At 60.0% G+C, this 26,256-nt stretch carries 27 protein-coding genes and 2 tRNA genes; 23 read left to right on the top strand and 6 right to left on the bottom strand.

All coding sequences use genetic code 11. The features are described 5' to 3' along the window. Nucleotides 1–86: 86 nt before the first annotated feature. Nucleotides 87–188: a MetS family NSS transporter small subunit gene (locus FGL65_RS07235; RefSeq protein WP_147820529.1), complete on the bottom strand. Its 102-nt coding sequence runs from the start codon at nt 186–188 to the stop codon at nt 87–89. 1 nt (nt 189) lies between these two features. Next, complete coding sequence (locus FGL65_RS07230; protein WP_147820527.1) at nt 190–1,695, bottom strand: sodium-dependent transporter; 1,506 nt, start codon at nt 1,693–1,695, stop codon at nt 190–192. A gap of 326 nt (nt 1,696–2,021) precedes the next feature. Between FGL65_RS07230 and FGL65_RS07225 the strand changes: the two genes are divergently transcribed. Further along, nucleotides 2,022–2,780 (top strand): substrate-binding periplasmic protein, encoded by a 759-nt coding sequence (locus tag FGL65_RS07225; RefSeq protein WP_147820525.1) that lies wholly within the window; start codon nt 2,022–2,024, stop codon nt 2,778–2,780. Between the two features lie 61 nt (nt 2,781–2,841). On the opposite strand, the gene FGL65_RS07220 is transcribed toward FGL65_RS07225, so the two are convergent. The 3 genes from FGL65_RS07220 to FGL65_RS07210 all read right to left on the bottom strand — a co-directional run bounded on the left by FGL65_RS07220 (nt 2,842) and on the right by FGL65_RS07210 (nt 4,648). Continuing rightward, on the bottom strand, nt 2,842–3,324 hold the full coding sequence (locus tag FGL65_RS07220; protein ID WP_147820523.1) for a TrmO family methyltransferase domain-containing protein: 483 nt from the start codon (nt 3,322–3,324) through the stop codon (nt 2,842–2,844). A gap of 96 nt (nt 3,325–3,420) precedes the next feature. Further along, nucleotides 3,421–4,335 carry an AraC family transcriptional regulator gene (locus FGL65_RS07215; protein ID WP_187170573.1) on the bottom strand — a complete coding sequence of 305 codons (915 nt, stop codon included), beginning with the start codon at nt 4,333–4,335 and terminating at the stop codon, nt 3,421–3,423. Nucleotides 4,336–4,571: 236 nt separating this feature from the next. Continuing rightward, nucleotides 4,572–4,648: transfer RNA gene (locus FGL65_RS07210), tRNA-Arg, on the bottom strand. An 837-nt stretch (nt 4,649–5,485) separates the two neighbouring features. Between FGL65_RS07210 and FGL65_RS07205 the strand changes: the two genes are divergently transcribed. From FGL65_RS07205 to FGL65_RS07125, 18 genes are all read left to right on the top strand, one after another. Further along, complete coding sequence (locus tag FGL65_RS07205; protein ID WP_147820519.1) at nt 5,486–6,100, top strand: hypothetical protein; 615 nt, start codon at nt 5,486–5,488, stop codon at nt 6,098–6,100. A gap of 352 nt (nt 6,101–6,452) precedes the next feature. Continuing rightward, nucleotides 6,453–7,067: a hypothetical protein gene (locus FGL65_RS07200; protein WP_147820517.1), complete on the top strand. Its 615-nt coding sequence runs from the start codon at nt 6,453–6,455 to the stop codon at nt 7,065–7,067. Between the two features lie 142 nt (nt 7,068–7,209). Next, nucleotides 7,210–7,707, top strand: a complete 498-nt coding sequence (locus tag FGL65_RS07195) for a hypothetical protein (protein WP_147820515.1) — start codon at nt 7,210–7,212, stop codon at nt 7,705–7,707. 168 nt (nt 7,708–7,875) lie between these two features. Continuing rightward, the gene (locus FGL65_RS07190) at nt 7,876–9,303 is read left to right on the top strand and encodes a DegQ family serine endoprotease (RefSeq protein WP_147820513.1); all 1,428 of its coding nucleotides are present in this window, start codon (nt 7,876–7,878) and stop codon (nt 9,301–9,303) included. A 39-nt stretch (nt 9,304–9,342) separates the two neighbouring features. Next, nucleotides 9,343–9,675, top strand: a complete 333-nt coding sequence (locus tag FGL65_RS18505) for a 4-(cytidine 5'-diphospho)-2-C-methyl-D-erythritol kinase (RefSeq protein ID WP_250645595.1) — start codon at nt 9,343–9,345, stop codon at nt 9,673–9,675. After that, on the top strand, nt 9,627–10,226 hold the full coding sequence (locus tag FGL65_RS07185; protein ID WP_250645594.1) for a 4-(cytidine 5'-diphospho)-2-C-methyl-D-erythritol kinase: 600 nt from the start codon (nt 9,627–9,629) through the stop codon (nt 10,224–10,226). Before FGL65_RS18505 ends, FGL65_RS07185 begins: the two co-directional genes overlap by 49 nt. 3 nt (nt 10,227–10,229) lie before the next feature. Continuing rightward, a tRNA-Gln gene (locus FGL65_RS07180) sits at nt 10,230–10,305 on the top strand. Nucleotides 10,306–10,331: 26 nt separating this feature from the next. Beyond that, nucleotides 10,332–11,270, top strand: coding sequence for a ribose-phosphate diphosphokinase (locus FGL65_RS07175; protein ID WP_147820511.1), 939 nt, complete (start codon nt 10,332–10,334; stop codon nt 11,268–11,270). A 65-nt stretch (nt 11,271–11,335) separates the two neighbouring features. Further along, on the top strand, nt 11,336–11,959 hold the full coding sequence (locus FGL65_RS07170; protein WP_147820509.1) for a 50S ribosomal protein L25: 624 nt from the start codon (nt 11,336–11,338) through the stop codon (nt 11,957–11,959). Between the two features lie 111 nt (nt 11,960–12,070). After that, complete coding sequence (gene pth, locus FGL65_RS07165; protein ID WP_147820507.1) at nt 12,071–12,715, top strand: aminoacyl-tRNA hydrolase; 645 nt, start codon at nt 12,071–12,073, stop codon at nt 12,713–12,715. Nucleotides 12,716–12,780: 65 nt separating this feature from the next. After that, the gene (locus tag FGL65_RS07160; RefSeq protein ID WP_147820505.1) at nt 12,781–13,302 is read left to right on the top strand and encodes a CarD family transcriptional regulator; all 522 of its coding nucleotides are present in this window, start codon (nt 12,781–12,783) and stop codon (nt 13,300–13,302) included. Nucleotides 13,303–13,606: 304 nt separating this feature from the next. After that, on the top strand, nt 13,607–14,887 hold the full coding sequence (gene rho / locus FGL65_RS07155; RefSeq protein ID WP_147820502.1) for a transcription termination factor Rho: 1,281 nt from the start codon (nt 13,607–13,609) through the stop codon (nt 14,885–14,887). A gap of 133 nt (nt 14,888–15,020) precedes the next feature. Continuing rightward, nucleotides 15,021–16,448 carry a M48 family metallopeptidase gene (locus FGL65_RS07150; RefSeq protein ID WP_147820500.1) on the top strand — a complete coding sequence of 476 codons (1,428 nt, stop codon included), beginning with the start codon at nt 15,021–15,023 and terminating at the stop codon, nt 16,446–16,448. Nucleotides 16,449–16,515: 67 nt separating this feature from the next. After that, nucleotides 16,516–17,493 carry a bifunctional riboflavin kinase/FAD synthetase gene (locus FGL65_RS07145; protein WP_147820498.1) on the top strand — a complete coding sequence of 326 codons (978 nt, stop codon included), beginning with the start codon at nt 16,516–16,518 and terminating at the stop codon, nt 17,491–17,493. Beyond that, a complete protein-coding gene (locus tag FGL65_RS07140) occupies nt 17,490–19,304 on the top strand; it encodes a chloride channel protein (RefSeq protein WP_147820495.1) in 1,815 nt (604 codons plus the stop codon). Before FGL65_RS07145 ends, FGL65_RS07140 begins: the two co-directional genes overlap by 4 nt. A gap of 78 nt (nt 19,305–19,382) precedes the next feature. Continuing rightward, on the top strand, nt 19,383–20,078 hold the full coding sequence (locus tag FGL65_RS07135) for an HAD family hydrolase (protein ID WP_147820493.1): 696 nt from the start codon (nt 19,383–19,385) through the stop codon (nt 20,076–20,078). 143 nt (nt 20,079–20,221) lie between these two features. Then, entirely contained in the window at nt 20,222–20,686 is a 465-nt protein-coding gene (locus tag FGL65_RS07130) for a hypothetical protein (RefSeq protein ID WP_147820491.1), read from the top strand. A gap of 165 nt (nt 20,687–20,851) precedes the next feature. Then, nucleotides 20,852–21,364: a hypothetical protein gene (locus tag FGL65_RS07125; protein WP_147820489.1), complete on the top strand. Its 513-nt coding sequence runs from the start codon at nt 20,852–20,854 to the stop codon at nt 21,362–21,364. 188 nt (nt 21,365–21,552) lie between these two features. Here FGL65_RS07125 and FGL65_RS07120 read toward each other — a convergent pair whose 3' ends face one another. Beyond that, nucleotides 21,553–22,476 (bottom strand): Gfo/Idh/MocA family protein, encoded by a 924-nt coding sequence (locus FGL65_RS07120; protein WP_187170572.1) that lies wholly within the window; start codon nt 22,474–22,476, stop codon nt 21,553–21,555. Nucleotides 22,477–22,610: 134 nt separating this feature from the next. On the opposite strand from FGL65_RS07120, the gene lpxB reads away from it, so the two are divergent. Genes lpxB through FGL65_RS07100 form a run of 4 tightly spaced genes read left to right on the top strand, consistent with a single transcriptional unit; the run spans nt 22,611 to nt 26,224 of the window. Then, complete coding sequence (lpxB, locus tag FGL65_RS07115; protein WP_147820487.1) at nt 22,611–23,750, top strand: lipid-A-disaccharide synthase; 1,140 nt, start codon at nt 22,611–22,613, stop codon at nt 23,748–23,750. Beyond that, nucleotides 23,747–25,432 carry a glycosyltransferase gene (locus tag FGL65_RS07110; RefSeq protein WP_147820485.1) on the top strand — a complete coding sequence of 562 codons (1,686 nt, stop codon included), beginning with the start codon at nt 23,747–23,749 and terminating at the stop codon, nt 25,430–25,432. Before lpxB ends, FGL65_RS07110 begins: the two co-directional genes overlap by 4 nt. A 40-nt stretch (nt 25,433–25,472) precedes the next feature. After that, the gene (locus tag FGL65_RS07105) at nt 25,473–25,799 is read left to right on the top strand and encodes a hypothetical protein (protein ID WP_147820483.1); all 327 of its coding nucleotides are present in this window, start codon (nt 25,473–25,475) and stop codon (nt 25,797–25,799) included. Nucleotides 25,800–25,822: 23 nt separating this feature from the next. Continuing rightward, the gene (locus FGL65_RS07100; protein ID WP_147820481.1) at nt 25,823–26,224 is read left to right on the top strand and encodes a VOC family protein; all 402 of its coding nucleotides are present in this window, start codon (nt 25,823–25,825) and stop codon (nt 26,222–26,224) included. Nucleotides 26,225–26,256 lie beyond the last annotated feature (32 nt).

Genomic DNA, 26,256 nt, shown 5'->3' with positions numbered 1-26,256 from the left:
CAAGTTCTTCCCTTTTCACGGGCACGCCAGGGCGAAAAAGGCCGGACGCCCTGAAGCGCCCGGCCCGTATTTCCGTTATGCCGCAACTAAACGTCGCGATTGCCCATGGCCAGGCGAATGCACAGGGCGGCTCCGCCCCAGGTCAGGCCCAGTCCGAAAAGCATCATGATGATTGCACCGGTGGTCATGTTACTTCCTCCTGAAGTCGTTGTTCGCGGAAACGCACTCTTTGAATGCGCACTGCTTGCAGGTCATGGCCAGGGCCAGCACCAGCGCTGCCGCCAGCATCAGCCAGCCAAACATGAGCAGGGCGCTGAAGTCGTAGCCGGAGTAATGGACCGTGAGGTCTTCATACAGGGCGATGACCAGGTTCACGGCCAGGCCGAAAGGCGCCACAGCCATGATGCAAAGCTTCCACAAATTGCCGACAGCGAACTCGGAAGTGGCGTTGATGTGCTTCTGGATCATGTCCAGCTTGCAGAACCAGGCCACGAAGCAAATCTCGATGAGACCGCCCACCAGGATGCCGTAGTTGTTGATGAAGTGGTCCACGATGTCGAGCAGGTAGAGGCCGCCGCCCGTGGTGTAGACAACACTGATGATGAAGCCCAGACCACAGATCAGGGTGGAGGCCTGCTTGCGGGGCATGTTCAGCTTGTCCATGACAGCGGAAACAATGGCTTCCACGATGGAAATCATGGAGGACAGGCCCGCGATGGTCAGGGCCAGGAAGAACAGGACGCCGAACAGAACCGGCATGGGCATCATGTTGATGGCCGTGGGCAGGGTGATGAAGGCCAGACCCACGCCGGAGCTGACAACTTCGCTCACGGGAACGCCCTTCTGGGCGGCCATGTAGCCGAGCACGGAGAAGATCATGACACCGGCCAGCATGGAGAAGCCACAGTTAATGAACACGGTCATGGTGGCGTTGTTGCTGATGTCGGAATCTTTCGGCAGGTAGCTGGAATAGGCCAGCATGATGGCGAAACCGATGGACAGGCTGAAGAAGATCTGCCCGGCGGCGGCGGTCCAGACTTTGGGCTGGGCCAGTGCGGCGAAGTCGGGTTTGAACAGCCACTGCAGACCTTCGGAAGCGCCTTCCAGGGTCATGCCGAAGCCGATGAACACCAACACCATGAGGAACAGCAGGGGCATGAAGATCTTGTTCAGACGTTCGATGCCGCCGCGGATGCCGGTGAAGATGGCGAAGTAGGCGACGCCCCAGGCCACGACCACGGCGAGGAAGATGGGCATCTGCAGTTCGCCCAGGTTCATGGGACCGCTGCTCAGGCCCAGGAAATCCTTGAAGAAGAAGTCCGAAGGCGTTGCCCCCCAGCCCTGGGTGAAGGACAGCAGGAAGTATTGCATGGACCAGCCGATGACCGCCACGTAATAGGTGGCGATGATGAAACAGACAATGACCTGGAACCAGCCAAGCCACTCCATCTTGCTGGAAATGGTGGAAAAAATCTTGGGCGCGGAACCCTTGAATTTGTGGCCGAGGCCGAACTCAAGGATCATGAACGGGATACCGGCGGCGAGCATGGCGATGAAGTAAGGCAGCAGGAACGCGCCCCCGCCGTTTTCATAGGCCATGTACGGAAAACGCCAGATGTTCCCCAAACCAATGGCGGAACCGACCGCGGCCAGGATAAATCCAGCCCGCGACCCCCAGGTTTCACGGTTTTGCATGTGTATTTCCTCTCTCTTTTCGGGGCGGACCCTCACCCGCCCTGTTGATTCGTAAAAACTTGCAACAACAGTTTCAACAAAACGGAATAATGTGTTCACTATATTACATTTTGGTCATTGTCCATTCCAAAACGGTATTAAGTGCGGCCAAACGGACGTTTGACCTTCAATAATTCTGCGAAATTGTAAAATATTAAAAAATAATTAATTAAAATTTCTCCACTGCTTCCACAAAAACTTCCAAAGTGGAAATATCATCGCTTCTTTGCATCCAATGCCCTATTCAGGGAAAGGGAAACCACTGAAATTCCATGCGGAGAACGCCCATGTCGCTAAAAGCAATTCCGGCCGCCCTGTGTCTGTGCCTGCTTCTGACCGCTCTCCCGGTCCGGGCCGAGGAGTACCAGCTGACCACCCTGGAATATCCGCCCTACGAATTCCAGCATGGCCTCGAGGTGCGGGGCATTGCCGTGGAGATCGTGCGCGAGGCCTTCCGGCGCATGGGGCACACCGTGAAGATCACCCTGCTGCCCTGGCCGCGCGCCCTGGAACGGGTGCGCGAGGGCGAGGCGGACGGCATTTTCACCGCCTTCCGGACCAGGGAGCGTCTCGAATTCCTGGACTACTGCGAGGAGGTGCTCATGCCCCAGACCACCTCGCTGTTCGTGCGCGCGAACAGCCCCATCGAATTCAACGGCAACCTGGCCGACCTGGCCCGGTATCGTTTCGGCATGGTGCGCGGGGTCAGCTATGGGGAGGACTTTGACAAGGCCACCTCGGACGGCACCCTGAAAAACATGGATCAATCGACCACCGGGCAGCAGAACATGTCCAAGCTCCTGGCCGGGCGCTTCGACATCCTGGTCAGCAACCGTTACGGCGCATGGGACATATTGCGGATCATGGAAAAGCAAACCCAGGTCCGCGAACTGGAACCCAGCATCGAGGATGTGCCCAGCTACCTGGCCTTCAGCAAGGTCCGCAACCTGAAGGCCCTTGCCTGCAGGTTCGATGAAACCCTGCGCCAGATGAAACAGGACGGGGCATACCAGCAGTTCATCGACGAGTATTTCCAGAAACAGTGAGAACGACGACGGCCCGCGCAATGCGGGCCATTTTTAATCAATCATTCATAATTACAGCAAGTTACTCTCCGCACTCTGCAAACATATCGGCCAGCTTGTAGGCCTCCTCGTACCACTGGGGCCAGGTTTCCACCCACTGCGGCACCCGGGCCTCGCGCACCCGTTCCGAAACCGGAAAATACGGTTTCAGGTCCAGCACGGGCGTGCCGTCAAAGGCGTCCATGTACGGCACCCGGATAACCCCATTTTCCATATCCAGGTCCAGGCACTGGCACACGGTCACGCCTATGGGGTTGGGCCGGAACTCGGAGCGGCAGGCGAACACGCCCGCCTCAAGGCCCGGGGCATAGGGCAGCGGCGTGTGCAGCATGGCGCGGCTGTCCGGATTGTCGTGTGCGCTGGCCCACCAGAGCACCAGGAAATGGCTGAACTGATCCATCTTGTCCAGCCCCTTCCTGTAGGCCTCGTCAATGTGGATGTTCCAGAACTCGCCGTCCGACAGGACGCGGCCGATGGGATTGAGGGAAATGTTCGTACTGGTCATGTGTTTCCTCCTGTTGTGAATCGTTCAGGAGGTTCTAGCCCGAAGGCGCGGCCAACACTTTCCGCTGGTTGCTGAGGATTTAACCCGTATTGCTTTTTACAGGGGCCTGACCGGGACGCAGATATGCACAAGGGTCCTGCCCTCGCAGGACGTGCAGTCGTGCACCGGGTAATGCTCGAAGCTGTAGCCGTCATCCGGCTGATATCCGCTGGACGGGAAATACCTGTTGAAGACCCACCGCCACGCCTCGGCATACTCGGTGACGCCCAGCCGGAAACGCGCGCATAAATACCTGCCGCCCGCAAAGGACAGAATGCCGGTCGGCCCGCCCGGCCGCGTATTTTCCGGAACCTCGATGCACACGCTGACCCGGAGCCGGTCGCCGGACGTGATCTCGATGCTGTCGTGGTACAGCACATAGGTTTCAGAAGCCCTGACGTCGGCCAGGCCGCGCGGCGCGGCCCACGTGAACAGCCTGTCATAGAGACGGATGAACAGGTCCGCATCCCCCTTGTAGGGGCCGGTGTGACGGACATAGAGAAGCGTCTTGGAATCGAACGTCCTGATCTCCACGGATTCCGGCTCAACCGAATATTCGCGCCCAGCGTTCTCCATGGAGCCCCTGCCCGCTCCCACGTCCGTCAATTCCCGCTCCGTGGCGCGCCACTGCGTGGCCGACATGCCGAAACGGTTCCGAAAGCTGCGCGAAAAGGCCGCCGAGCTGGAAAACCCGCAGTCGTAGGCGATGTCCGTGATCGGTGTCCGCCGGTTGTTAAGCAGCATGCACGCGGCCTTTTCGGTGCGCACGCGCTGAATGAAGGAAAACAGGCTCTCCCCGGTGACGGAATGGAAGATGCGGTTGAAATGAAACTTGGAAAAGCCCGCCACCCCTGCGAGCCCTTCCAGGGAGAATCCCCCGCCGATATTGGCTTCCACATGATCCATGACCCGGTTGATGCGAGCGCGGTATTCGCCGATGAGCTGCGGATTGTCGGTGGTCGGTTTCGTCATACGGCCGCACCATGCCCCAGGTGCGGCAAATTGTCGAACATGGAGCAAAAGAAAACCCGCTCGCATGGGCAAGCGGGTGGGCTTCATATGGTGACCCCGGCAGGAATGATGCGCCCCGTCCTGGGGCGCGCCCTCCGGGCGTTGGCAAAAGCCAACGTCCAATTCCGCTGTCCTGCGGAATTGTCGAACCTTGCATAAAAAAACCCGCTCGCATGGGCAAGCGGGTAGGCTTCATATGGTGACCCCGGCAGGAATCGAACCTGCGGCACCAGGATTAGGAATCCTGTGCTCTATCCGACTGAGCTACGGGGCCGAATATGGAGAAGCCTAGATATACGGGCTTCCAGGAGAGGTCAAGGCAAAAGTCACTTCTCCCGCGCCTGCCTGAAACGCCTCTTCGGAGACACTGAAAACATCCCGTCCATTACATCTTGTATATCCCTCGGAACACCCCCGAAAATTAACACCCTCCCTTTTCAGGGGACAATTCCAATCGCTTTTCAATATTGATGATTTTATAAAACTGGATCCTATATCAATCCACCCAATAAATATCGTCAAACAAACATCCTCTTGAATTTCAGAAAGTTACAACTCCAGATGCAGGCAATGAACTTTCTGGGGCTACCTGCGGGAACCTTCCTCGATTACCACTGGATTCTACAGCGACTGTTGCTCTGATGAAGGTTTGAAACAACAACACTGTGAGAAGCTATGACCGTATGTAAAAAATCCACATTGATCGAGAACATTGCTTTGTACATTCTCACTTCAACCGACTTTAGACTTCAACAGATGACACGTTATTCTATTGCAGAGCAATTTCATATCAATGAATCACAGCTCTCTACGGAATTCAAAAAGATCACTGGCATGAAACTTTCCGAATTTATGGATTGGGAAAAATGTTTCGAGCCAGAAACAAGATCATCAAGGAAAAGAATATTACAATAGAAGATCTATCCTATTCGATAGGCATCGCAAAGGTAAACCATTTCAGAAAAAAATTCAGGCGCGTCTTCAATGTTCCGCCAGGAAGATACAAAAATAAAATCATCCACTCAAACGTGAACCAGGAGGCGCTATGACGTAGAGAACCACCACTGGCCCCAGGAAAAGGAAAAACAAACCACCACAAAAGGAGAACACAATGGAAAACTATTACGTCAACTTCAGCAATGAAACCGATCGCACCTGGACCATGGCCGTTTACCAGGAATTCCCGGACTCCGTGGGTCTGGACACCGTTGCCTGGAAAAAGACCACCGTTCCCCACAGCGGCTACAGCGGCGTGACCTGGATGAACTACTACAACGTGGCCATCGCCGACTACCGCCAGCTCAAGCCCCTGGGCGTCTACACCGCCTCCCAGGCGCTGGAAACCGAACTGGGCCAGGAATGGGAAATCATCTTCGAAAACGGCGTGCAGCAGCTCCGGCACATCGGCGCCCTGAGCACCGACCTGGGCGACCACATCGTGATCCACAACAATTCCGGCCTGACCGCCAACCCCGGCGTGGGTATGTCCGGCAGGGGTTCCGCCTACAAGCGCGACATCCTGAGCAACGCCTCGGCGCAGTTCAAGGTGACCCCCACCTACTATGCCGCGCTGTTCCGCGATGTGGAACTCGGCGAAGTCATCAGCAGCAACATCGAAGTGGGCCCCATCCAGCTGCAGTTCAGCCAGGGCACCAACGTGGCCAACGTCACCGCCATCAGGACCGGCGACTCCATCGAACTGGCATGCGTCTACGCACGCACCTAAAAACACAGGCGCCGCAGCTCGATCTCGACGCGGCGCAGAACAGCAGCCCCGCGAACTGAAATGCGTGCATGCATGCAGCCAGTCCCAGGGATGCCCCGGAAAGCTCGTTGACGCCGGGCTGGGCGGCCCGCCCTCCTCACTACGCCACGGCCCGGCGTCAACACACACATTTCGCCCGGATCACAACCTGGGCGCATATTCGGCGCCGGGACCGGTGCAGGCCAACGTCATCGCCCGTCCCTTCCATACCACCAACACGGTTCCGGCGCCGCCTTCTCGCCAACGGTCCTTTTATAATTGAAAAGCAATACGCTTCTCCTGCCTTATGGCAACAGCAAGCCAAGGAGGAGCAATGCGGACCTATTACACCAACCTGAAGAATAAAACCGACCGAACCTGGACCATGGTCATTTACGGGCAAGTCCCGGGCTCCGACAACACGCCCCCTCTTGCCTGGAAGACAGCCACCGTGCTTCCAGGGGAAAGAGGTGGGGTGCAGTGGCAAACATCGTACGATGTCACCGTCGCCGCCCCTCACAAAGGAGACAACCGCTCCTTCTACGCGGCCTCCCAGACGCTGGAAACCGAACTGGGCCAGGAATGGGAAATCGTTTTCAAGGACGGCGTGCAGCAACTGCGGCGCATCGGAGCGCTGCGCCCCGATCGGGGCGACCACATCGTGATCCACAACAACTCCGGCCTAGCCGCCAACCCAGGCGTGGGCATGTCCGGCAGAACGGCGGTCTGCAAACGCGACATCCCAGCCAACGCCTCCACGCAGTTCAAGCTGCCCTTCACCTGCTACGCGGCCCTGTTCCGAGATGCGGAGCCCGGCGAAATCATCGGCAGGGACGTCGAAGTGGGGCCGCTGGAACTGCAATTCGGCAAAAAAAACAACGTGGCCGACATCATTGCAACGGGGACCGGGGACTGCGTTACAATGCAGTGCGCATACACGAGTAGATAGAATTCGGCCAGGAGGGGAGCAGCCCTGCCCCTCCGCCCCGCCTTCCCAGCCACCCATTGATTTTATACCCAACGCGGTATAAATAACCGCCTTGTGTCGTTGTTTTATATTCAACTCTCAATTTTCATTCTGGAGAAAATTCATGAAACGCATCTCACTTTCATTGATCGCCCTGGCCTGCGTCCTGCTCATGGCAGCTCCCGCATTTGCCCAGTCCGACTTCAACGCCAAGGGCTCAGCCCTGATTCCCGGGATGGTTGCAAGACACAAAGATGGTTACATGGACTACACCAACCTGATTCTGACCAACATCACCGGCAGCCCCGTCACCTGCAAGGTGACCGTCTACGACCACAACGGCAACGACGTCACCGCCGACAACAGCAGAGTCGTCAGCGGCAACTTTCAAACGATCTCGACCGGCACGGGAACATTCGAACTCCCGGCAAACTCCACCCGCGTCTATCAGTTCTGGAAAAAGAACTCGAACACCATGATTCATGGCCACGCCATTGTGGAGTGGACTTCCAGCGACAATACGCACAGGAAAGCCCTCATCGGCACGGTGCGTCACTTCAGGGAAAAGGGCGACAAGGCGTTCGGCACCTCCCTGCTCATCAACAACGGCCAGCCCTTCTAACCAAACACCTCTCCAGGGCCCGCTCAGGCGGGCCCTGCCCCCTCCGCCCCGCCTTCCCAAAGAAATAACACCTCCCTATTTACAAGCGGAATAAAAGCCCTATACTTTCACCTCGGACGCAAGATGTCCGATTATTTCTGCTTTCCATAGTTTGCTTCAGGAGGTCTCATGATCCGAAAACGCTTAACCCTCGCCATCGCACTTCTTGCCCTCATGGCCGTTCCGGTCCTGGCGCAGGCCGCCAACGGCCTGCCGGACTTCACGGATCTGGCCGAAACCGCGGGCAAGGCCGTGGTAAATATCAGCACCGAAACCAAGGTCGAAGGCGGCCGCCAGGGCAATCCGTTCATAGACAAGAACCAGATCCCCGAAGGCCATCCCTTCCGCGAATTCTTCGACCAGTTCGACAAATTCTTCCAGCAGCAGCCCAACCAGCCCCGCAAACAGAGCTCGCTGGGCTCCGGCTTCATCATCTCCAAGGACGGCTACATCGTGACCAACAACCATGTCGTCCAGGGGGCGGACACGGTCAAGGTGCGGCTGTTCGACAACGAAAAGAAGGCTTACGAGGCCAAGATCATCGGACGCGACCCCGAGACCGACCTTGCCCTGCTCAAGATCAAGGCCGACCGGGAACTGCCCGTCCTCGAATTCGGCGATTCCGAACACGCCAAGGTGGGCGAATGGGTCCTGGCCATCGGCAACCCCTTCGGCCTGAGCCATACCGTGACCCAGGGCATCATCAGCGCCAAGGGCCGCATCCTCGGCGCAGGGCCCTTCGACAACTTCATCCAGACCGACGCCAGCATCAACCCCGGCAACTCGGGCGGCCCGCTCCTGAACCTTGATGGCAAGGTCATCGGCATCAACACCGCCATCCTGCCCGCGGGCGAAGGACTGGGCTTTGCCATACCCAGCGACGGAGCCAAGACCATCATCGCCCAGCTCAAGTCCGGCAAGAAGATCCAGCGCGGCTGGCTCGGCGTAAGCATCCGCGGCCTGAGCGAAACCGACGCCAAGGCCCTGGGACTGGAAAAACCCAGGGGCGCGCTGGTTGCCCAGGTCTTTGAGGGCGACCCGGCGGACAAGGCAGGCGTCAAGCAGGGCGACGTGATCCTGAAGGTCAACGGCCAGAACATCGCCGACAACTCCGAACTGCTGCGGCGCATCGCGGGCCTCAAGCCCGGCGACAAGGTCAAGCTGACCCTCTGGCGCGGGGGCAAGACTCTCAACCGCACCGTGGTGCTGGGCGAACGCGGCGACAAGGCCGTGGAACACGGCCAGCCCGAGAAGCAGCCCGAAGCGGCCACCGTGCTCGGCATGTCCGTGCGCCCGGTCGCCAACGACCAGGAGGCCGACGCTCTGGGCCTGGACAAGGTCACCGGCCTCGTCGTGGTGGATGTGGCCCCGGATTCCGTGGCCGCCGAGGAAGGCGTGCGCCAGGGCGACGTCATCCTCCAGGCAAACCAGCAGGACATCACCGACACCGACCAGCTCAAGACCCAGGTGGAACAGAGCAGGAAACGCGGCGCGGTCATGTTCCTGATCAAGCGCCAGGGGCAGAACATCTTCATCGCCCTGCCGCTGAAGAAATAACCATCATGGGGGCCCCTTTCGGGGCCCCTTTTTCGAACCATGACCACCGAAACACTCACCGCTCCCTGCAAGATCAACCTGTACCTGGAAATCCGGGACGTCCTGGACAACGGGTATCACGAGCTGCTGACCCTGTTCCTGCCCGTGGCCGATCCCCACGACACCCTGACCGTGTCCACGGATTGCGACCGCTTCCGCCTGGAATGCCCGGGATTCCCGGAGCTGGAAACCGAATCCAACCTGGTGCGCAAGGCCTGGGAGGCTTTCGGCGAGGCCACCGGCCGCCGCCCCCACTACATATTGTATTGGACAAGCGCATCCCCATGGGCGCGGGACTGGGCGGCGGCAGCACGGACGCGGCGGCCCTGCTGACCTGGCTCAACAAGAACGCAGGGGACAGGGCGCTCCCGAAGGAGAAACTGAATGCCCTGGCCGCCCGGCTCGGAGCGGACGTTCCCTTCTTCCTGCTGGGCAAACCCGCCTGGGCGCAGGGCATCGGCGAACGCCTGACACCCGCAAAAGTGGACCTCCAGGGCATGTTTCTGGTAGTGGTCTGCCCGGATGTACACGTGAATACGGCCTGGGCCTATGGTGCATGGGACCAGATTTACTTGAAAAACGGCAAAGTTCGGGCAGGCGGGACAACGCCCTTGACATCCGCGCCAGCCGATACTAAGGAATCACTTCCCGTTCCGGCGGTAGACATTTTCAACGCCTTTGAGCTCCCGGTTTTCGCGAAATATCCGATTCTCCGGGAAACAAAGGAGAAACTGCTCCGCCAGGGCGCCACTGCGGCGGCCATGAGCGGTTCGGGCGCGAGTCTGTTCGGTCTCTTCCGGGACGAAAAACAGGCACGGTCCGCTGCGGATTCGCTTCGCGGCGAAGGCCACCGCGTCCATGTGAACAGAATAGATTTTCCCTAGTGCTGGGGTGTAGCCAAGTTGGTAAGGCAACGGGTTTTGGTCCCGTCATTCGGGGGTTCGAGTCCTCCCACCCCAGCCAAATCCTACCATCCATGAGAGGAAAGGATGCACGGCGATCTCAAGATCATCAGCGGTTCTGCAAACACCCAGTTGTCCGAAGCCATCTGCGAACACCTGGGCTGCAAACTCTCCCCGGTCCTGCGTGAAAAATTCAGCGACGGCGAGATTCGTATCGAGATCGGTGAAAATGTCCGCGGCGACGATGTTTTCGTAATTCAGCCCACCAGCTCGCCGGTCAACTTCCACCTCATGGAGCTGTGCCTGATGCTCGACGCGCTCAAGCGCGCCAGCGCATCCAGGGTCACGGCGGTGGTCCCCTACTACGGCTATGCCCGCCAGGACCGCAAAGTGGTCCCCCGCGCGCCCATCAGCGCCAAGATGGTGGCCGACATCCTGTCCGTTGCGGGCATGCAGCGCCTGGTGACCATCGACCTGCACGCAGGCCAGATCCAGGGATTCTTCAACTGTCCCGTGGACAACCTCTTCGCGGCCCCGGTGCTGCTTGAGGACCTGCGCCACAGGGATGACGACATGGTCATCATCTCCCCGGACGCAGGCGGCGTGGAACGCGCACGCGCCTATGCAAAGCGCCTCGGCGCATCCCTGGCCATCGTTGACAAGCGCCGCGACGCGCCCAACCAGGCCCAGGCAATGCACATCATCGGCGACGTCAAGGACAAGGTCGCCGTGGTCATAGACGACATGATCGATACGGCCGGCACCATGTGCGCCGCCGCCAACGTGATCATGGACAACGGCGCCAGCGACGTCATCGCCTGCGCAACCCACCCGGTGCTGTCCGGCCCCGCCATTCAGCGCCTGGAGGATTCCGCATTCTCGCAGGTGATCGTCACCGACACCATCCAGCTGGATGAGGCCAAGCAGCAGTGCTCCAAGATCAAGCAGCTGTCCGTGGCCTCCCTGCTGGCAAAAGCAATCAACAACGTACACACCGAATCGTCGGTGAGCGTTCTTTTCATCTAAGGTTTTTTAAAACCGCGTTCGTCCGTCCATGGGGGGCGGCCAGGACGTAATAAAGGAGAATTGAAATGGCTGATCTTTTGAAACTTTCCGTTGCCGAACGCAAGCAGACCGGTAAAGGTCCCAACCGCCGCCTGCGCGCAACCGGCATGGTTCCCGGCGTCTACTACGATCAGAAAGGCGTCAATATCCCGGTCAAGGTGGAATCCCTCGCCCTGCAGAAGGCTTGGAAAAAGGTTTCCAACACCCAGGTGATCGACCTGGAAATCGACCGCGACGGCAAGGCTGAAACCGTCAAGGCCATGATCTGGCGCCTCAAGTACGACCCGATCAAGCCCCTGCCCATCCATGCCGACTTCTTCGGCGTGGACGTGGAAAAGCCGCTCAAGGTCCTGGTTCCCATCGTGCTCGAAGGCCGTTCTCCGGGCGTCAAGCTCGGCGGCGTGCTCCAGCAGTACCGCGATGCAGTGGAAGTCGTGGCCAAGCCGCTGGACATCCCGGGCCACATCACCCTGGACCTCTCCGCCATCAACATGGGCGACAAGATCTCCGTTGCAGACCTCGAACTTCCCGAAGGCGTGGAAATTCACTACGACGAGAACTTCTCCATCCTGGCCTGCATCGAAAAGGGCAAGGCCGCCGGAGCAGACGCTGAAGGCGAAGAAGAAGGCGAAGAAGAAGGCGGCGAATAGCCCCTTCCCAATCCCTGCAAGAGACTTCCCGTCCCGGAGCGCTGCGGCGCTCCGGGACTTTCTGCATTCCTTTCCTTGAACCCGTTTCCGTTTTAGGACACTCTTTCCCCTATGGAATACAAGAGCCTCATCTGCGGCCTGGGCAACCCGGGCGACCAGTACGCGAACACCCGTCACAATTTCGGTTTCATGCTGGTGGACCACATTGTCGCGCTGGGCGAGACCCGCAAGAGCATGCGCCTGGCCCGCATGGAGGAATCCGGCGACTATGAGCTGTGGCGCGCCTCCTTCGGCGGGGCCACCTGCCTCTTCTGCAAGCCCATGACCTACATGAACCTCTCCGGCGGGGCCGTGTCCAAGATCTGCGGCCGCCACGGGCTCAAGCCCCAGCAGGTCATCGTGGCCCATGACGAGCTGGACCTGTCCGTGGGACGCATGAAATTCAAGCGGGGCGGCGGCAACAACGGGCATCGCGGCCTGGAATCCATCACCGAGTGCCTGAACGCCAACGACTATTTCCGGCTGCGCCTGGGCATCGGTCGTCCCCAGGACGAGTACAAGGGCATCAGCGACTGGGTGCTGGAGCCCTTCGCCCGAAATGAAGAAGAAGTCCTCCCCGAAATCATCAAGGCCGCAGCCAAGGGCCTGGACATGTTCCTGCGCAGGGGAGTCGGCGTGGCCCAACAGTTTATCAACAGTTTCCTACCTGAACGGGACCGTCAGGAAAACGCCCAAGAACCGGGCGTGGACTCTTGAACGGCTTTCGGGTATGATGAAATTTCTCGCTTTCGCACCAGCTTACTCAAGGAGTCCCTTCAAACGTGTTCAAGGTCAATGAACTGGTAGTTTACCCCTCGCAAGGCGTCGGCAAGGTCGAACGCATCGAAACGCAGGAAATAGGCGGCGCCACTGCGGAATTCTACATCGTCCGAATCCTGAGCAACAACGTCACGCTCATGGTTCCGGTAGCCAACGCCAAGAACGTGGGCCTGCGCTCCGTTTCCAGCCTGCGCACCGGTCAGGCCATCTTCGAATCCCTCAAGGACCGTTCCGACTTCACCGGCTACACCGGCCAGAACTGGAACCGGCGCTACCGTGAATATTCGGAGAAACTCAAGAGCGGCGATCTCTCGGACGTGGCTTACGTGCTCAAGGAACTCTTTCTCATCGGCAAGGACAAGGAACTTTCCTTTGGCGAGCGCCGTCTGCTGGAGCAGGCAATGGGCCTGGTGACCATGGAACTGGCCTATGCGGTCGGCCGCGACCAGGAGGAAATCCGCGACGACATCCACGAGATGTTCAAGGATGTCCTGCCCGGCGAAGAAAACGACGACGAGCAATAGCAAATCTGTTGTCAAAACCGGCACTTTCGGGTAACCCGAATTTGCGTGGCCGAAACAGGCACTTCGGCCGCTTTAAATATATCGTTCCCTCCCCGTAAAGTATAATGGCTAAACCCAAGAGGATGCAGTAGTACTTTCCAAACCGGAAACTCCTTTCCGGCATTCCGATTTTCTGCACTTTGACACCTACATCGGAACCCCGCCGAGGGGACATGGCTATCCATGCGGTTGACCGCAGTTAGATATATTTTGTGGCGTATGATCCATTCCCGAGAACATTTCCAAAAAACAAGAAACGACGAGTATGGCAAAGAAAAAGGCAAGCCCCATTGAAAAAATGAATCTATCCGAACTCAAGCGCAAGAGCATGCAGGAATTGACCGACCTTGCCGTAGAGTTCAAGGTCGAAAACCCAAGCAGCATGCGCAAGCAGGAACTCATCTTCTCCCTGCTCCAGAACTGCGCTTCCCAGAACGGCCAGATCTACGGCGAAGGCGTCCTGGAAATCCTGCCCGACGGATTCGGCTTCCTCCGCTCCCCCACTTACAGCTACATGCCCGGCCCGGACGACATCTACGTCTCCCCCTCCCAGATCAGGCGCTTCGGCCTGCGCAAGGGTGATGTGGTCTCCGGCCAGATCCGGCCGCCCAAGGAAGGGGAACGCTACTTTGCCCTGCTGCGCGTCAGCGAAATCGGCCTGGAGGCACCCGAGCACTCCAAGAATCTGGTGCTGTTCGACAACCTGACCCCCCTGTATCCCCAGAACATGATCCGCATGGAAAACGGGGACAAGAATTACACATCCCGGGTCATCGACCTGCTGGCCCCCATCGGTTTCGGCCAGCGCGGCCTGCTGGTGGCGCCCCCGCGCACCGGTAAGACCATGATGCTCCAGTCCATCGCCAATTCCATCAACGCCAACCATCCGGACGTTGACCTCATCGTGCTGCTCATCGACGAGCGCCCCGAAGAAGTGACGGACATGGAACGCACGGTCAAGGCCGAGGTCATCAGCTCCACCTTTGACGAGCCCCCGCAGCGCCACGTGCAGGTTGCGGAAATGGTCATGGAAAAGGCCAAGCGCCTGGTGGAACGCAAGCGCGACGTGGTGGTCCTGCTGGACTCCATCACCCGCCTGGGCCGCGCCTACAACGCCGTGACCCCGTCCTCCGGACGCGTGCTCTCCGGCGGTATCGACGCCAACGCCCTGCAGCGTCCCAAGCGCTTCTTCGGCGCCGCCCGCAACATCGAGGAAGGCGGCTCCCTGACCATCATCGCCACCGCGCTCATCGACACGGGCTCGCGCATGGACGAAGTCATTTTCGAAGAATTCAAGGGCACCGGCAACCTGGACATCTACCTGGACCGCCACCTGGCCGAAAAACGGATCTTCCCGGCCATCGACATCAACCGTTCGGGCACCCGCAAGGAAGAGCTGCTCCTGGAAGACGACGTGCTCAACCGCGTCTGGATCCTGCGCAAGCTGCTCTCGCCCATGAACTCCATCGACTCCATGGAATTCCTCATCGACAAGATGAAAGGAACCAAGAACAACAAGGAATTCCTGGACATGATGAACAAGTAGGGCCCCGGTTGCCTGACCATTGCAACACTTCCAGCGGGACTCGGCCCATGCCGTGTCCCGCTGTTTTTTCCTCCCCTTGCCTGCCGACACGAAATGCTTACAATCCGGGAACAAACCACGTACTGTGAGGACCATGATTAAAAGCAGACTGTTCCTATATCCGCTCCTGGCCCTGCTGGCCTGGGGGCTGCTCCTGCCGCCGGTTCCGGCGCAGGCTCTTTTCGACGGCCTGTCCATCAAGGACGAAAAGGAAATGGGCCGCAAGTTCGACCGCATGATCCGGGCCCAGCTCCCCATTGTGGGCGACCCCATGATCGACGGATACATCAAGAGAATCGTGGACAGAATCGTGGCCGCCAAGGACCCCATGCCCTTCCCGGTCAAAAGCGCGGTCATCCGACACGACGCCATGAACGCCTTCGCCATCCCGGGCGGGTATATCTATGTCTTCACCGGCCTCATCTCCAAGGTGGAAAGTGAATGCGAGCTGGCCGGAGTCATTGCGCACGAATTGGGGCACGCTTCCCAGCGGCACATGGCCGCGCGCATGGAAAAGGCCAGCAAGATCGGCCTGGCCTCCATGCTGGGCACCGTGGCCGGCATCTTTCTGGGCGCGGCCACCAACGGTTCCAGCGGGGCCAAAGCGGGCATGGCTCTGGCCATGGGATCCCAGGCAGCCGCCCATACCGCCATGCTCTCCTATTCCCGCGACGACGAGCGGGACGCGGACCACGTGGGCCTCAACGCCCTGATCAAGGCGGGATACAACCCCAGGGGCATGCCCCAGATGTTCGAAATCATGCAGAAGAACAAGTGGTTCATGGGCCAGAGCGATATTCCGTCCTACCTCTCCACCCACCCGGGCCTCGACGAACGCATCACCTACCTGAATACGCGCATCGACCGCCTTCCCGCCCAATTCACCGAGCGCAAGGACGACAACACCGAACTGAAACGGGTCCAGGCCATCATCATGGCCAAGCTGACCCAGGCGGACAGCGCCCTGGGCCACTACTTGAGCATCCCGCTCGCCCAGTACACGGCCCTGGACTTCATGGGCCGGGGCATTGCCCTGCAACGGCTCAAACGCATGGGCGAGGCAAAGGAATACTTCACCAAGGCCCTGGCCATGGACGACAAGGATCCCCTGGTTCTCCGCGAGGCGGGCCGCTTCTTCTACAAGACCGGTGACGCCAAGCGCGCGGGCGCGCTGCTGCAGAAAGCGGTCATCATGAATCCCAAGGACGCCCTGGCCCTGTTCTACCTCTCGCTGCTCCAGGCCGAGAACGGCGACTACGAACGGGCCATCCCCGCCATGCGCAAGGTGCTCAAGGAAGTGCCCGAGGACGGGGAAGTGCACTATTACCTGGGCAAGATCCTGGGCGAATCCGGCGACCAGTTCAACGGATACCTGCACCTGGCCTACAGCGAGGTCTATTACATGAATCCCGGCAGGGCCAACCAGCACTACCAGAAGGCCAGCGCCCTGGCCAAGACCGAGGCGGACAAGGAAGCACTCGAGAAACTCAAGGAAACCATGGACAGCTACGCCAAGAAGTAGCCCTCTTGCTGACCGATGCGAATTGCGGTAGCTATACGCGTCTTTAATATACCGGGACTGAGATACAATGATCGTCGTTAGGACACCTGAAGAAATAAAAGAAACCCTGACCGGGGCCAGCGTCACCATCGGCAACTTCGATGGCGTGCACAAGGGCCACCAGATACTCATCAAGCAGACCTGCTCCAAGGCCAAGGCCCTGGGGCTGACCAGCGTCATCGTCACCTTTGACCCGCACCCCCTGCGGGTGCTGACGCAACGCAATTCGCCCCCGTTCATCACCCTGACCCAGCAGAAGCTGGAGCTCGTCTCCCAGTTCGGCCCCCAGATCGCCCTGCTCCTGGAGTTCAACAGGGAGATGGCTGCCCTTTCCCCGGAGGAATTCGTCAGGAAATACCTGGTGGAAGGCTTGGGCATGCGGGAGCTGACCATCGGCTACGACTACCACATGGGCAAGGGCCGCACCGGCGACTACGCCACCCTCAGCGAGATCGGGAAAAAATACGATTTCAATGTGGAGCGGCTGGACCCCATCTCCCTGGACGGAGCCATCATCAGTTCCACGCGCATCCGCGACCTGGTCCAGGCCGGGGACGTCTGGGACGCCCGTCCGCTGCTGGGCCGCTTCTACCAGGTGCGCGGCGAGGTGGTCCACGGCATGAAGCGCGGGGGCAAGCTCCTGGGCTTCCCCACGGCCAACCTCAAGCTGGTGGACGAACTGTTCCCCCTGCCCGGCGTCTATGCGATATGGGTGGACGTGGACGGAAAAATCCACCAGGGCGTCGCCAACATCGGCAAGAACCCGACCTTCGGCAACGAAGCCCTGTCCGTGGAAGCGCACATACTGGATTTTTCCGGCGACCTGTACGGCAAAAATATCCAGGTGCACTTCGTGCAGCGCATCCGGAACGAGCAGAAATTCAACGGTATTGAAGAACTCAAGGCGCGCATCGCCAAGGACGTGGCCCTGGGCCGCCAGATCCTGGCCCGCCCCGAAGCCCATATCAAGGTCACGCAGGCCGACCTGCAGGCAAAACAACCATGAAATCACTCGGTCCCATATTCCGGTACTGGCGAGACTTCGTCAAATCCTACCGCAGCATAGCCTCGTTCCGCTGGCTGGTGGTGGGGGCCTTGGTGGGCGCCATCTCCGGCCTCTCCGCCGTGGTCTTTTTCGGCGCCATCGAGGTGGGCAAGTACCTGATCCAGGCCAAGCTGGCGGGCGTCATCTCCCCGCACCCGGCGGGAGAATCCCTGTTCCACGCCGAGCACGGCGTTTTCCGGCCCTGGGTCATCCCGGTGGCCACCACCCTGACGGGCCTGTTCACGGGCTGGCTGGTGAGCCGTTTCATCCCGGACTCGGTCTCGGGCGGCACCGACGGCACCGACGCCACCATCAACGTCTTTCACAACAAGGGCGGATTCCTGAATCCCCTGGTGCCCGTCATCAAGGGCCTCACCTCGATCATGACCATCGCCTCGGGCGGCAGCGCCGGGCGCGAAGGACCCATTACCCAGATCGGCGCAGGAATCGGCTCCTGGCTGGCGGAAAAATTCGATTTCTCGGCCAAGGAACGGCGCATCCTGCTCCTGGCCGGGGCGGCGGGCGGCCTGGGCGCGGTGTTCCGCGCTCCCCTGGGCGGCGCGCTCACGGCCATCGAAGTCGTCTACCGCGAGGACTTCGAATCCGAGGCCATGCTGCCCTCGATCATGTCCTCGGTGGTGGCCTACACGGTCTTTTCCATGGTCTACGGCACCGAGCCCATCTTCGGCATCGACCGTTTCCAGTTCCATGACCCGCGCGAGCTGATCTTCTACGCCATCCTGGCCCTGGTCTGCGCCGTTTCCGGCTGGCTCTACGTCAAGACCTTCTACGCCATCAAATACAAGTTCTTTTTCCCGCTCAAGGAAAAGGTGGGGCTCATGTGGTCCACGGCGGCGGGCGGCCTGCTCATGGGCCTCATGGGCATGCTCTACCCCAAGATCCTCTCCGGCGGCTACGGCTGGCTGGAGCTGGCCATCATGGGGCAGCTCCCCCTCATAACCATGTGCTACCTCATCGTGGGCAAGACCCTGGCCACCTCGGTGACCATCGGCTCGGGCATGTCCGGCGGCATGTTCGCCCCCGCCCTGTTCGTGGGCGGCCTGTCCGGCGGCCTGGTGGGCAAGATCGGCCACAAATTCTTCCCGGACATCGTCACCCAGCCCGGAGCCTACATCCTGGTGGGCATGGCGGCGTTCTTCGCGGGCGTGGCCAACGCCCCCATCGGCCCACTGATCATGGTCACGGAACTGACCCAGGGCTACGGCCTGCTCGCGCCGCTCATGCTGGCCTCGGCCATCTGCATCGTGCTCTCGCGCAACACCTCGCTCTACGAAAACCAGGTGGAGAACAAGTTCGATTCCCCGGCCCACCTGGAAGACACGACCATCAACATCCTGGAGCAGCTCCACGTCTCGGACGTGTACACGCCCAGCCGGGTCATCGTGCTCGAGGAAAACATCACCCTGCGGGCCCTCGCGGACATCTTCGTCAACACCAACCAGCTCAATTTCCCGGTGCGCGACGAGCAGGGCCAATACATCGGCATGCTCTCAATCCACGGAGTGCGCCAGTACATGTTCGAGGAGGATCTCTTCGACCTGGTCGTGGTGCGCGACCTGACCACCAAGCCCACCTACGTGCGGCCCGACTACAACATGTACCAGGCCCTGCTGCGCTTCGTGGACACGGACTACGGACAGATCCCCGTGGTAAGCGAGGAAGACACCAACCGCTTCCTGGGCCTGCTCAACCGCGAGGACGTGTTCAACGCCTACCATGACGCCATTGTCGAGGCCATGGACGAAGACTAGCCATACGGCCTTTTTTCATTCGCCGAAAAAAGGCCGTTTTTCTCGCAGCCCCCAACCAACAGTGCTAACCGACCAAAAATGAAAACACTCATATCCTCCCCCATCAAGCTCGTGCTCTTTGACATGGACGGCGTGGTCATGAACTCCCGTCCCGGCGTGGAGTACGCCTGGCGCACCGGCGCCGCCGAATACGGCCAGCACATCTCCGACGAGGAGATGGTGGCCCACGTGCACGGCCAGCCCGGCCGCCTGACCATGAAGGCCCTTTTCGGCCACATGCCCGAAGAGGAATCTGCCAAGATGTTCGAGCGCATCATCGAGCTCGAGGACCAGTACGACTACCAGCCCATGGCGGGCATCAAGGATTTCCTGGCCGGGCTCCACAGCCGGGGCGTCAACGTGGGCCTGGTCACCAGCGCCTGGCCGGCGCGGATCAACCGCAACTTCTCCCGCCACGACCTGCACCAATACTTCCGGCACATCGTCAGCGTGGAAGACGTGACCAACGGCAAGCCCCACCCCGAGCCCTTCCTCACGGGAATGGCCCGGTTCGACATGTCCAGGGACTTTACGGCCGCGTTCGAGGACTCGGTAAGCGGCATGAAGGCCGCCGTGGGCTCGGGCGCTTCCTGCATCGGCATCGGCCCGGACGGGAAGTCGCTCCTGCAAAACGGTGCCCTGCACGCTTGCCCGGACTTCACGGTCCTGGGATTCGAGGGCGATACCGTGGTGGATACCGCCACGGGACGGTCCCTGCTGACCCTGGCGCGCTAACCGGCCTGCCCGCCCTTGCGGCGAGGTTGTATAATCTTTTGATTCCCTTGGTCTTCAAGGGGGATTTCCTGTAGGCTGCCTTTAGTTGAACGCACGACATGGTGTGTACGTTAGCCATTGCCGTCATACAGAAGGAAGTTCCCATGTCAGAGAAGATCCATACCTTAGAAACGGAACTCGTCGAACAGGTGCTCAAGGAGCAGCCGGACTTCGTGGCCGTGCTCGACGACCTCTCGCAGCGCTACGGCCTGCCCGCCAGGCATGTGCTGCTCATCTCCAACTACCTGCAGAAAGACCTGCCCCCGGGGGTTCCCGCGGGCATGGACACGCTTCAGGAGCTGTGCCAGGCGGTCAAGCAGGGCGGCTACCGCATCGAAACCGCGGGCGGCGACCTGGCGCTCTTCCGTGATAACGGCGGCGCTGCTCCCTCCGCGCCCGAGTCTTCGTCTGCGGGACAAGCGTCCGGAGAGAACGAACAGGGAGAGCAGCCGGCAAGCGGACCGTGTTCCTGCAACTGCTCCACAGGGCTTTCCAAGGCCTTTGTGCTCGTGGCCCTGGCCGCGCTGGCGGCGGCAGGCTATTTCCTCTACCGTTATTTGGGCCAATAGCCCTGATCAGCATGCGACAAAAAAGCCCCCGCACCGAATGGCGCGGGGACTTTTTTATTCGACACCCCAGTTAGCCACTTTCAGAGAATAAATCATATCAAAAAATAACACCTAAGTGGTATCTATTAACAAATTATACAAACAGATCATGATAAGGAGCTCGTTATGGACCAGCCCTTTGTTCACCAACTGATGCTCAAAATCCTTGAAGGTCCCTTTTTGTATACCGCTATTGTCATCATCGGTGTCGGGTATTTCCGTAATGAGTTGAAAAATATAATTAAACACCGTGGAATCACTCTTACCTGGGGAAATAAACAATTCCATATCGCTGAATTGCCGGAACGGCTTAACGAAAATTTTGCGACTGTCACCGATGACATTGAAGAACTCAAAACAAAAGTGGAACAGTTGGAAAAGCAACTTGCCGAGTCAAACATTCCGCATCAACAGCCGGAAGAGAAGCTGGGAATTCCAGAGGAGGATGACGCAGTCAGGCAAAGAATGCTCAGTGCGCTTCAAGATGGACAATATACATGGAGAAGTATTGATCGCCTCGCTTCCATTGGTGGTGTTGCACCAGACAAAGCTCAAGATTTGCTCCTACCCATGAAAAATATTGTTTTCGGCACGGCAGGAAAATCCGGACGCATGATCGCTCGAATAAACACCAAGTGAACCAAACCATATTCACAGCCCCCGCGCGGTGTTCCGCACGGGGGCTGTTTTATTCTTTATTTCTAAAGCGGTTCAAAAGGGTGTGAGTACGCGGCGCAAGGAAAATCCAGCCCGGAACGTATTCTTCCAATACGTAAGGACCTGAATTTTCCGCAACAACAAAGTAGTCAGGCCCTTGGGGACAGCTTTCAGCAGGCGCAGTCGAAAATGCGCTCGAAGGTTTCCAGAACCTTGAGGCCGTCCTCGCCGGAAATGGGCATGGGCTTGCCTTCGCGCAGGGCGGAGAGGAAGTCCGTGAGCTCGGCCTTGACCGGCTCGCGGAACATAAGCGGCCACTCGCGCACGGAATAGGCGGCGTCGTAGGTGGAGAACGCGCTGTATTCCTTGACCTCCTGGGTCACCAGGTTGGCGGCGATATACTTGGATTCGCAGGCCACGCTGATCTTCCGGGACTTGTACGGGGTCACCCAGTTGGTGGAAATGTTGGCCAGCACTCCGTTTTCCATTTCCGCAGTGATCAGGGCGGTGTCCTCGTGCTTGCCCAGGGAGGTGGACTTGACCGCGTAGACGCTCTTGAAATCGGAACCGGTGATGTAGCGGATCAGATCCAGGTCATGGGAGCCCAGGTCCTTGATCACGCCCACGTCCTGGATGCGCGGCGGATACGGGCCCACGCGCTCGATGGTGATGGAAATCATGCCTTGGTCCTCGGCCACCAGTTCCTTGACCCGCTGCACGGCCGGGTTGTAGCGCTCCACATGGCCGACCATGAGGGACACGCCCTTGGCCTTGGCGGCCTCGACCAGCTCGCGGCCCTGCTTCACATCAAGGGCCAGGGGCTTCTCGATGATCAGGGATGCTCCCTTTTCGATGATCTTCATGCCCACTTCGTGGTGCATGCTGGTGGGCACGCAGACGCTGGCCGCGTCGAGATCGTGCTTGAGCAGCTCGTCCAGGTCCGTGAACGTGGGCACGCCGAACTGCTCGGCGGCCTGGTCCAGGGCTTCCTGGTTCACGTCGACCACGCCGACGACTTCCACGTCCATTTCCGTATAATTTCGCAGGTGGATGCGTCCCATCCAGCCGAGACCGATAACAGCAACTTTCAGCATAGTATATTTCTCACTGGTTTGTGTTCAAAAGAAGGTGTTTCGTACCGCCATAAGCCGCGAATGGCAAGGATTGTTCGCCGGTTCAGGCCGCCCCGGCCTTGCGGCACGGACGCATTCGGGATAAACACCGGAACATGAACGCAAAAAACAACTCCGGTCCGGTCTGGATCAGCGCGGGCGAGGCCTCGGGCGACATGCACGGTGCCCTGCTGGTCAAGGCCCTGAAAAGGCAGAACGCGTCCCTGGAGCTGGTGGGCATGGGCGGCCCGGCCATGGAAGACGCCGGGGTGGGCATACAATACCCCATGCAGCTCATCTCCCTGGTGGGGCTCACCGAGGTTCTGGGCGGCCTGCCCCGGATCCTGAAGCTGCTGCGCGCCCTGCGCAAGGACTTCGAGCGTATCCGCCCCCGGGCCATCATCCTGCTGGACTGCCCGGACTTCCACTTCCGCGTGGTGCGCATCGCCCGGAAGCTGGGCATCCCGGTGTACTACTACATCAGCCCGCAGATCTGGGCCTGGCGTTCTGGCAGGGCAAATTTCCTGCGTGACAACGTACGCAAGGTGCTGTGCATCCTGCCCTTTGAAAAGGAATTCTACGCCCGCTTCGGCATGGACGTGGACTACGTGGGCAACCCGCTGGTGGACCAGGTGCCCACTGCCGAACTGGACACGCGGGCCGTGGACGAAAAGCACATCGGTATCCTGCCCGGATCGCGCGGCAAGGAAGTGGCCACCCTGCTCCCCGAGTTCGCGGAGACCGCCCGCAGGCTGTTGGAGCGCGACAAGGACCTGCATTTCACCATCATCCGCGCGCCGGGCATGGGCAAGGAACGGCTCATGGACATCTGGCCCGTGGACGTGCCCGTGGCCTTTGCCGAACCCGAGGACCGCTACACGGTCATCCGCTCCTGCAAATTCGTGCTGGCCGCGTCCGGAACGGTTTCCCTGGAATGCGCGCTCATCGGCACCCCGGCGCTCATCGCCTACAAGCTTTCGAGCCTGAGCTACCGCATCGCCCGCTGGGTGGTGAAGGTGGATTTCGCCAGCCTGCCCAACCTGATCCTGGGCAAGGAAGTCTTTCCCGAACATCTGCAGGACATGGCCTCGGCCGACGCCCTGACCCGCTCGGCCCACATCTGGCTGGAAAACCTGGAAATCTTCAATCGCGTCAAGGAAGAGCTCGAACGGCTGCGCACCATGCTGGGCGAGCCCGGCGCGCCCGACCGGGCCGCGAAAATCATACTCGACGACCTGGAGACGCTGCACCCATGACCGGCATTCCCAACCTGCCCTTTGCCGGGAGCGACCTGTTCCCGCCCCTCAAGCGTCACCTGCCTGCCTGGGCCCTGGGCTCGGAATCCGTGAGCCACCAGATGGGCATGTTGCAGGGGCTGGACATACTCGCGGCGGAATATCCGCAGTGCGCGGCTGCGGGACAGGCCCTGGCCCACTGGGCCTGGTCCAACGACCCGCTCAGTGTGAACCTGCTGGAACGCCAGCTTTCCCGGCAGGGCGAGCGGCCCTACCTCACCCCCCAGTGCTTCCACCTGGCAATGGCCCTGGCCAAGCGGCTCACGCCGCTCCAGGACCAGGAAATGGAGCTGACCTGGCAGGCCCTCACCGAGGAGCGCGACATCAAGCTCATCCGCCGCTTCCTGCTGGTCAAGCTGCGCGACCCGGCCACCTGCCTGAGCTGGCTGGCCCGGGTCTGGCGCGAACTGCTGCTCCTGGGAACCCCGGACCTGCCCATGGCCGCGCTGGAAGCCGTGCCCTGGCCCGAGGAGCTGCTGCCCCTGCGCGCCCGCCTGGAAGCGGAATGGGCGGTCCACTATCACAGCCCGGAAGAGGCGCTGCTCAAGATCCTGAAGCTCGACACCGCGCTCTGGGGGGCCTGGAAGCTGTATTTCAGCGGCGAGATGCTGCTCCGGGCCGGGCAGAAGCGCGAGGGCCTGGAAACCCTTGTCCTGCTCTGGCAGGCCATGCCCTGGCACGTGAACCTGACCCTCAAACTCCACGACCTGATCCAGCCCCCGGAAACGGGCACCGAGGAGGAGACCGCAGCCGTGGCCGTGCTGGCCTATTCCTGGAACAAGGGAGACCTGCTGGCCCAGACCCTGGAGAGCCTGGAGCAAAGCGCCATCGGCCAGGCAAAGATTTTCACCCTGGACAACGGTTCCACGGACAGCACCCCCGAGGTGCTCAAACGATTCGGTGAGCGATTCGGGCCGGACCGGTTCACCTCCGTGACCCTGCCCGTCAACGTGGGCGCTCCGCCCGCGCGCAACTGGCTGCTCAGCCTGCCCGAGGTCCAGGCCTGCAAATGGGCCGCGTTCCTGGACGACGACATCATCCTGCCCGAGGACTGGCTGCCACGCCTGCTGGGCGCGGCCAGGGCGCAGCCCAATGCCGGGGCCATCGGCTGCCGCATCACTGCGGCCGTGCCGCCCTACGGCCTGCAGTCCGGGGACTACAACGTCTTTCCGCAACTGCCCCTGCCCCCCGCGGACAACGAACTGCCCAACCGGGTGCTGGCCTTCGACAACTGCTCGGGCGGCCTGGACACGGGCCTGTTCTCCTATTCCCGGCCCTGTCTGTCCGTGAGCGGCTGCTGCCATATGGTCAGCCTGGAATCCATCCGCAAGACCGGTCCGTTCGACGTGCGTTTCAACCCGTCGCAGTTCGACGACATCGACCGCGACCTGCGCTCCTGCCTGGAGGGCATGCCCGCCTTCTACTGCGGCGGCCTGGCCATCCGGCACGTGCAGCATTCCAGCCTGGCCAAGGCCCAGACCGTGCGCCAGATGGGCCAGGTCATGGGCAACAAGCTCAAGCTGGACACCAAGTATTCGGACGAGGACCTGCAACGCATCATCGACTGGAACAACCAGCGGCTCTGGGCCGACTTCGAGCACCGCCGACGCCTGGTGCTGGACAGGTTTCCCCCGGGGATCTGAGCCAATCCCCCGCAATAGAAAAACAACACAGAGTTCAGATATGAGAGACGACGTTCGCGTATACGGCGACTTCCACAAACTGCCGCCCGAGATTTTCGAACAGATCAGGGACGCCATTCCCTTTGAGCAGGTGGAATACAAGGACAACGTGCTGCGCGTGGATCACGAGGGCAAGTACCTGGATGTGGATGATTTCCTGGAGGCCATGATCAAGCTCATGCCCGAAGGAGCCTGGGGCGCGCTGGACTACATCGACCACGTGGAATGGAAGGTGACGCGCTACACCTTGCGCGATGGCGAAATCAAATCCAAGACCTTCCCCGCCGACAACGTGCTCGACGCGCACATGCGCGACCACGGGCTGTAGCAAGCAACAGGAAAAACGGAACAATGCAGGGATCTTCCGACAAGCATGGCACGTTCAGCTGGAACGAGTTGATAACCACCGACCTGGAATCGGCGAAGCAGTTCTACGGCGCCCTGCTGGGCTGGTCCTTCACGGAGACGAAAACCATCTATGGCAACACCTACCTGGTGGCCCACAAGGGGGCTGCCGTGGTGGGCGGCATGATGCTCAGGGACGGCAACGTCCCTGAGGATGTCGCCCCCTGCTGGGATCCATACGTCACGGTCGACGATGTCGAGCTTTCCGCAGGGAAGGTCGAGGACTTGGGCGGAGAAGTGGTTCTTCCGCCCACCGACATTCCCGGCATAGGACGTTTCTGCGTCATCAGGGACCGGCAGGGCGTCAGCCTGAACCTCATTTCCTACGCAACCAGGGACAAAGAATAGACAAAGCCCGGCAAATGCCGGGCTTTTCCGTT

Source organism: Salidesulfovibrio onnuriiensis, assembly GCF_008001235.1.
GTDB classification, from domain to species: domain Bacteria; phylum Desulfobacterota; class Desulfovibrionia; order Desulfovibrionales; family Desulfovibrionaceae; genus Pseudodesulfovibrio; species Pseudodesulfovibrio onnuriiensis.
Note: the sequence above shows the minus strand (reverse complement) of the source record. Positions and strands in the feature narration are given on the sequence as shown.

What these genes read in the sequence shown, in the direction of transcription:
- FGL65_RS07130 (WP_147820491.1), top strand. Translation starts at nt 20,222, where the DNA reads ATGTCAGAGAAGATCCATACCTTAGAAACGGAACTCGTCGAACAGGTG.
- rho (WP_147820502.1), top strand. Translation starts at nt 13,607, where the DNA reads ATGGCAAAGAAAAAGGCAAGCCCCATTGAAAAAATGAATCTATCCGAA.
- FGL65_RS07120 (WP_187170572.1), bottom strand. Translation starts at nt 22,476, where the DNA reads ATGCTGAAAGTTGCTGTTATCGGTCTCGGCTGGATGGGACGCATCCAC.
- FGL65_RS07195 (WP_147820515.1), top strand. Translation starts at nt 7,210, where the DNA reads ATGAAACGCATCTCACTTTCATTGATCGCCCTGGCCTGCGTCCTGCTC.
- FGL65_RS18505 (WP_250645595.1), top strand. Translation starts at nt 9,343, where the DNA reads ATGACCACCGAAACACTCACCGCTCCCTGCAAGATCAACCTGTACCTG.
- FGL65_RS07220 (WP_147820523.1), bottom strand. Translation starts at nt 3,324, where the DNA reads ATGACCAGTACGAACATTTCCCTCAATCCCATCGGCCGCGTCCTGTCG.
- FGL65_RS07125 (WP_147820489.1), top strand. Translation starts at nt 20,852, where the DNA reads ATGGACCAGCCCTTTGTTCACCAACTGATGCTCAAAATCCTTGAAGGT.
- FGL65_RS07145 (WP_147820498.1), top strand. Translation starts at nt 16,516, where the DNA reads ATGATCGTCGTTAGGACACCTGAAGAAATAAAAGAAACCCTGACCGGG.
- FGL65_RS07110 (WP_147820485.1), top strand. Translation starts at nt 23,747, where the DNA reads ATGACCGGCATTCCCAACCTGCCCTTTGCCGGGAGCGACCTGTTCCCG.
- FGL65_RS07215 (WP_187170573.1), bottom strand. Translation starts at nt 4,335, where the DNA reads ATGACGAAACCGACCACCGACAATCCGCAGCTCATCGGCGAATACCGC.
- FGL65_RS07150 (WP_147820500.1), top strand. Translation starts at nt 15,021, where the DNA reads ATGATTAAAAGCAGACTGTTCCTATATCCGCTCCTGGCCCTGCTGGCC.
- FGL65_RS07230 (WP_147820527.1), bottom strand. Translation starts at nt 1,695, where the DNA reads ATGCAAAACCGTGAAACCTGGGGGTCGCGGGCTGGATTTATCCTGGCC.
- pth (WP_147820507.1), top strand. Translation starts at nt 12,071, where the DNA reads ATGGAATACAAGAGCCTCATCTGCGGCCTGGGCAACCCGGGCGACCAG.
- FGL65_RS07235 (WP_147820529.1), bottom strand. Translation starts at nt 188, where the DNA reads ATGACCACCGGTGCAATCATCATGATGCTTTTCGGACTGGGCCTGACC.
- FGL65_RS07205 (WP_147820519.1), top strand. Translation starts at nt 5,486, where the DNA reads ATGGAAAACTATTACGTCAACTTCAGCAATGAAACCGATCGCACCTGG.
- FGL65_RS07175 (WP_147820511.1), top strand. Translation starts at nt 10,332, where the DNA reads ATGCACGGCGATCTCAAGATCATCAGCGGTTCTGCAAACACCCAGTTG.
- FGL65_RS07200 (WP_147820517.1), top strand. Translation starts at nt 6,453, where the DNA reads ATGCGGACCTATTACACCAACCTGAAGAATAAAACCGACCGAACCTGG.
- FGL65_RS07190 (WP_147820513.1), top strand. Translation starts at nt 7,876, where the DNA reads ATGATCCGAAAACGCTTAACCCTCGCCATCGCACTTCTTGCCCTCATG.
- FGL65_RS07105 (WP_147820483.1), top strand. Translation starts at nt 25,473, where the DNA reads ATGAGAGACGACGTTCGCGTATACGGCGACTTCCACAAACTGCCGCCC.
- FGL65_RS07100 (WP_147820481.1), top strand. Translation starts at nt 25,823, where the DNA reads ATGCAGGGATCTTCCGACAAGCATGGCACGTTCAGCTGGAACGAGTTG.
- FGL65_RS07185 (WP_250645594.1), top strand. Translation starts at nt 9,627, where the DNA reads ATGGGCGCGGGACTGGGCGGCGGCAGCACGGACGCGGCGGCCCTGCTG.
- lpxB (WP_147820487.1), top strand. Translation starts at nt 22,611, where the DNA reads ATGAACGCAAAAAACAACTCCGGTCCGGTCTGGATCAGCGCGGGCGAG.
- FGL65_RS07135 (WP_147820493.1), top strand. Translation starts at nt 19,383, where the DNA reads ATGAAAACACTCATATCCTCCCCCATCAAGCTCGTGCTCTTTGACATG.
- FGL65_RS07170 (WP_147820509.1), top strand. Translation starts at nt 11,336, where the DNA reads ATGGCTGATCTTTTGAAACTTTCCGTTGCCGAACGCAAGCAGACCGGT.
- FGL65_RS07225 (WP_147820525.1), top strand. Translation starts at nt 2,022, where the DNA reads ATGTCGCTAAAAGCAATTCCGGCCGCCCTGTGTCTGTGCCTGCTTCTG.
- FGL65_RS07140 (WP_147820495.1), top strand. Translation starts at nt 17,490, where the DNA reads ATGAAATCACTCGGTCCCATATTCCGGTACTGGCGAGACTTCGTCAAA.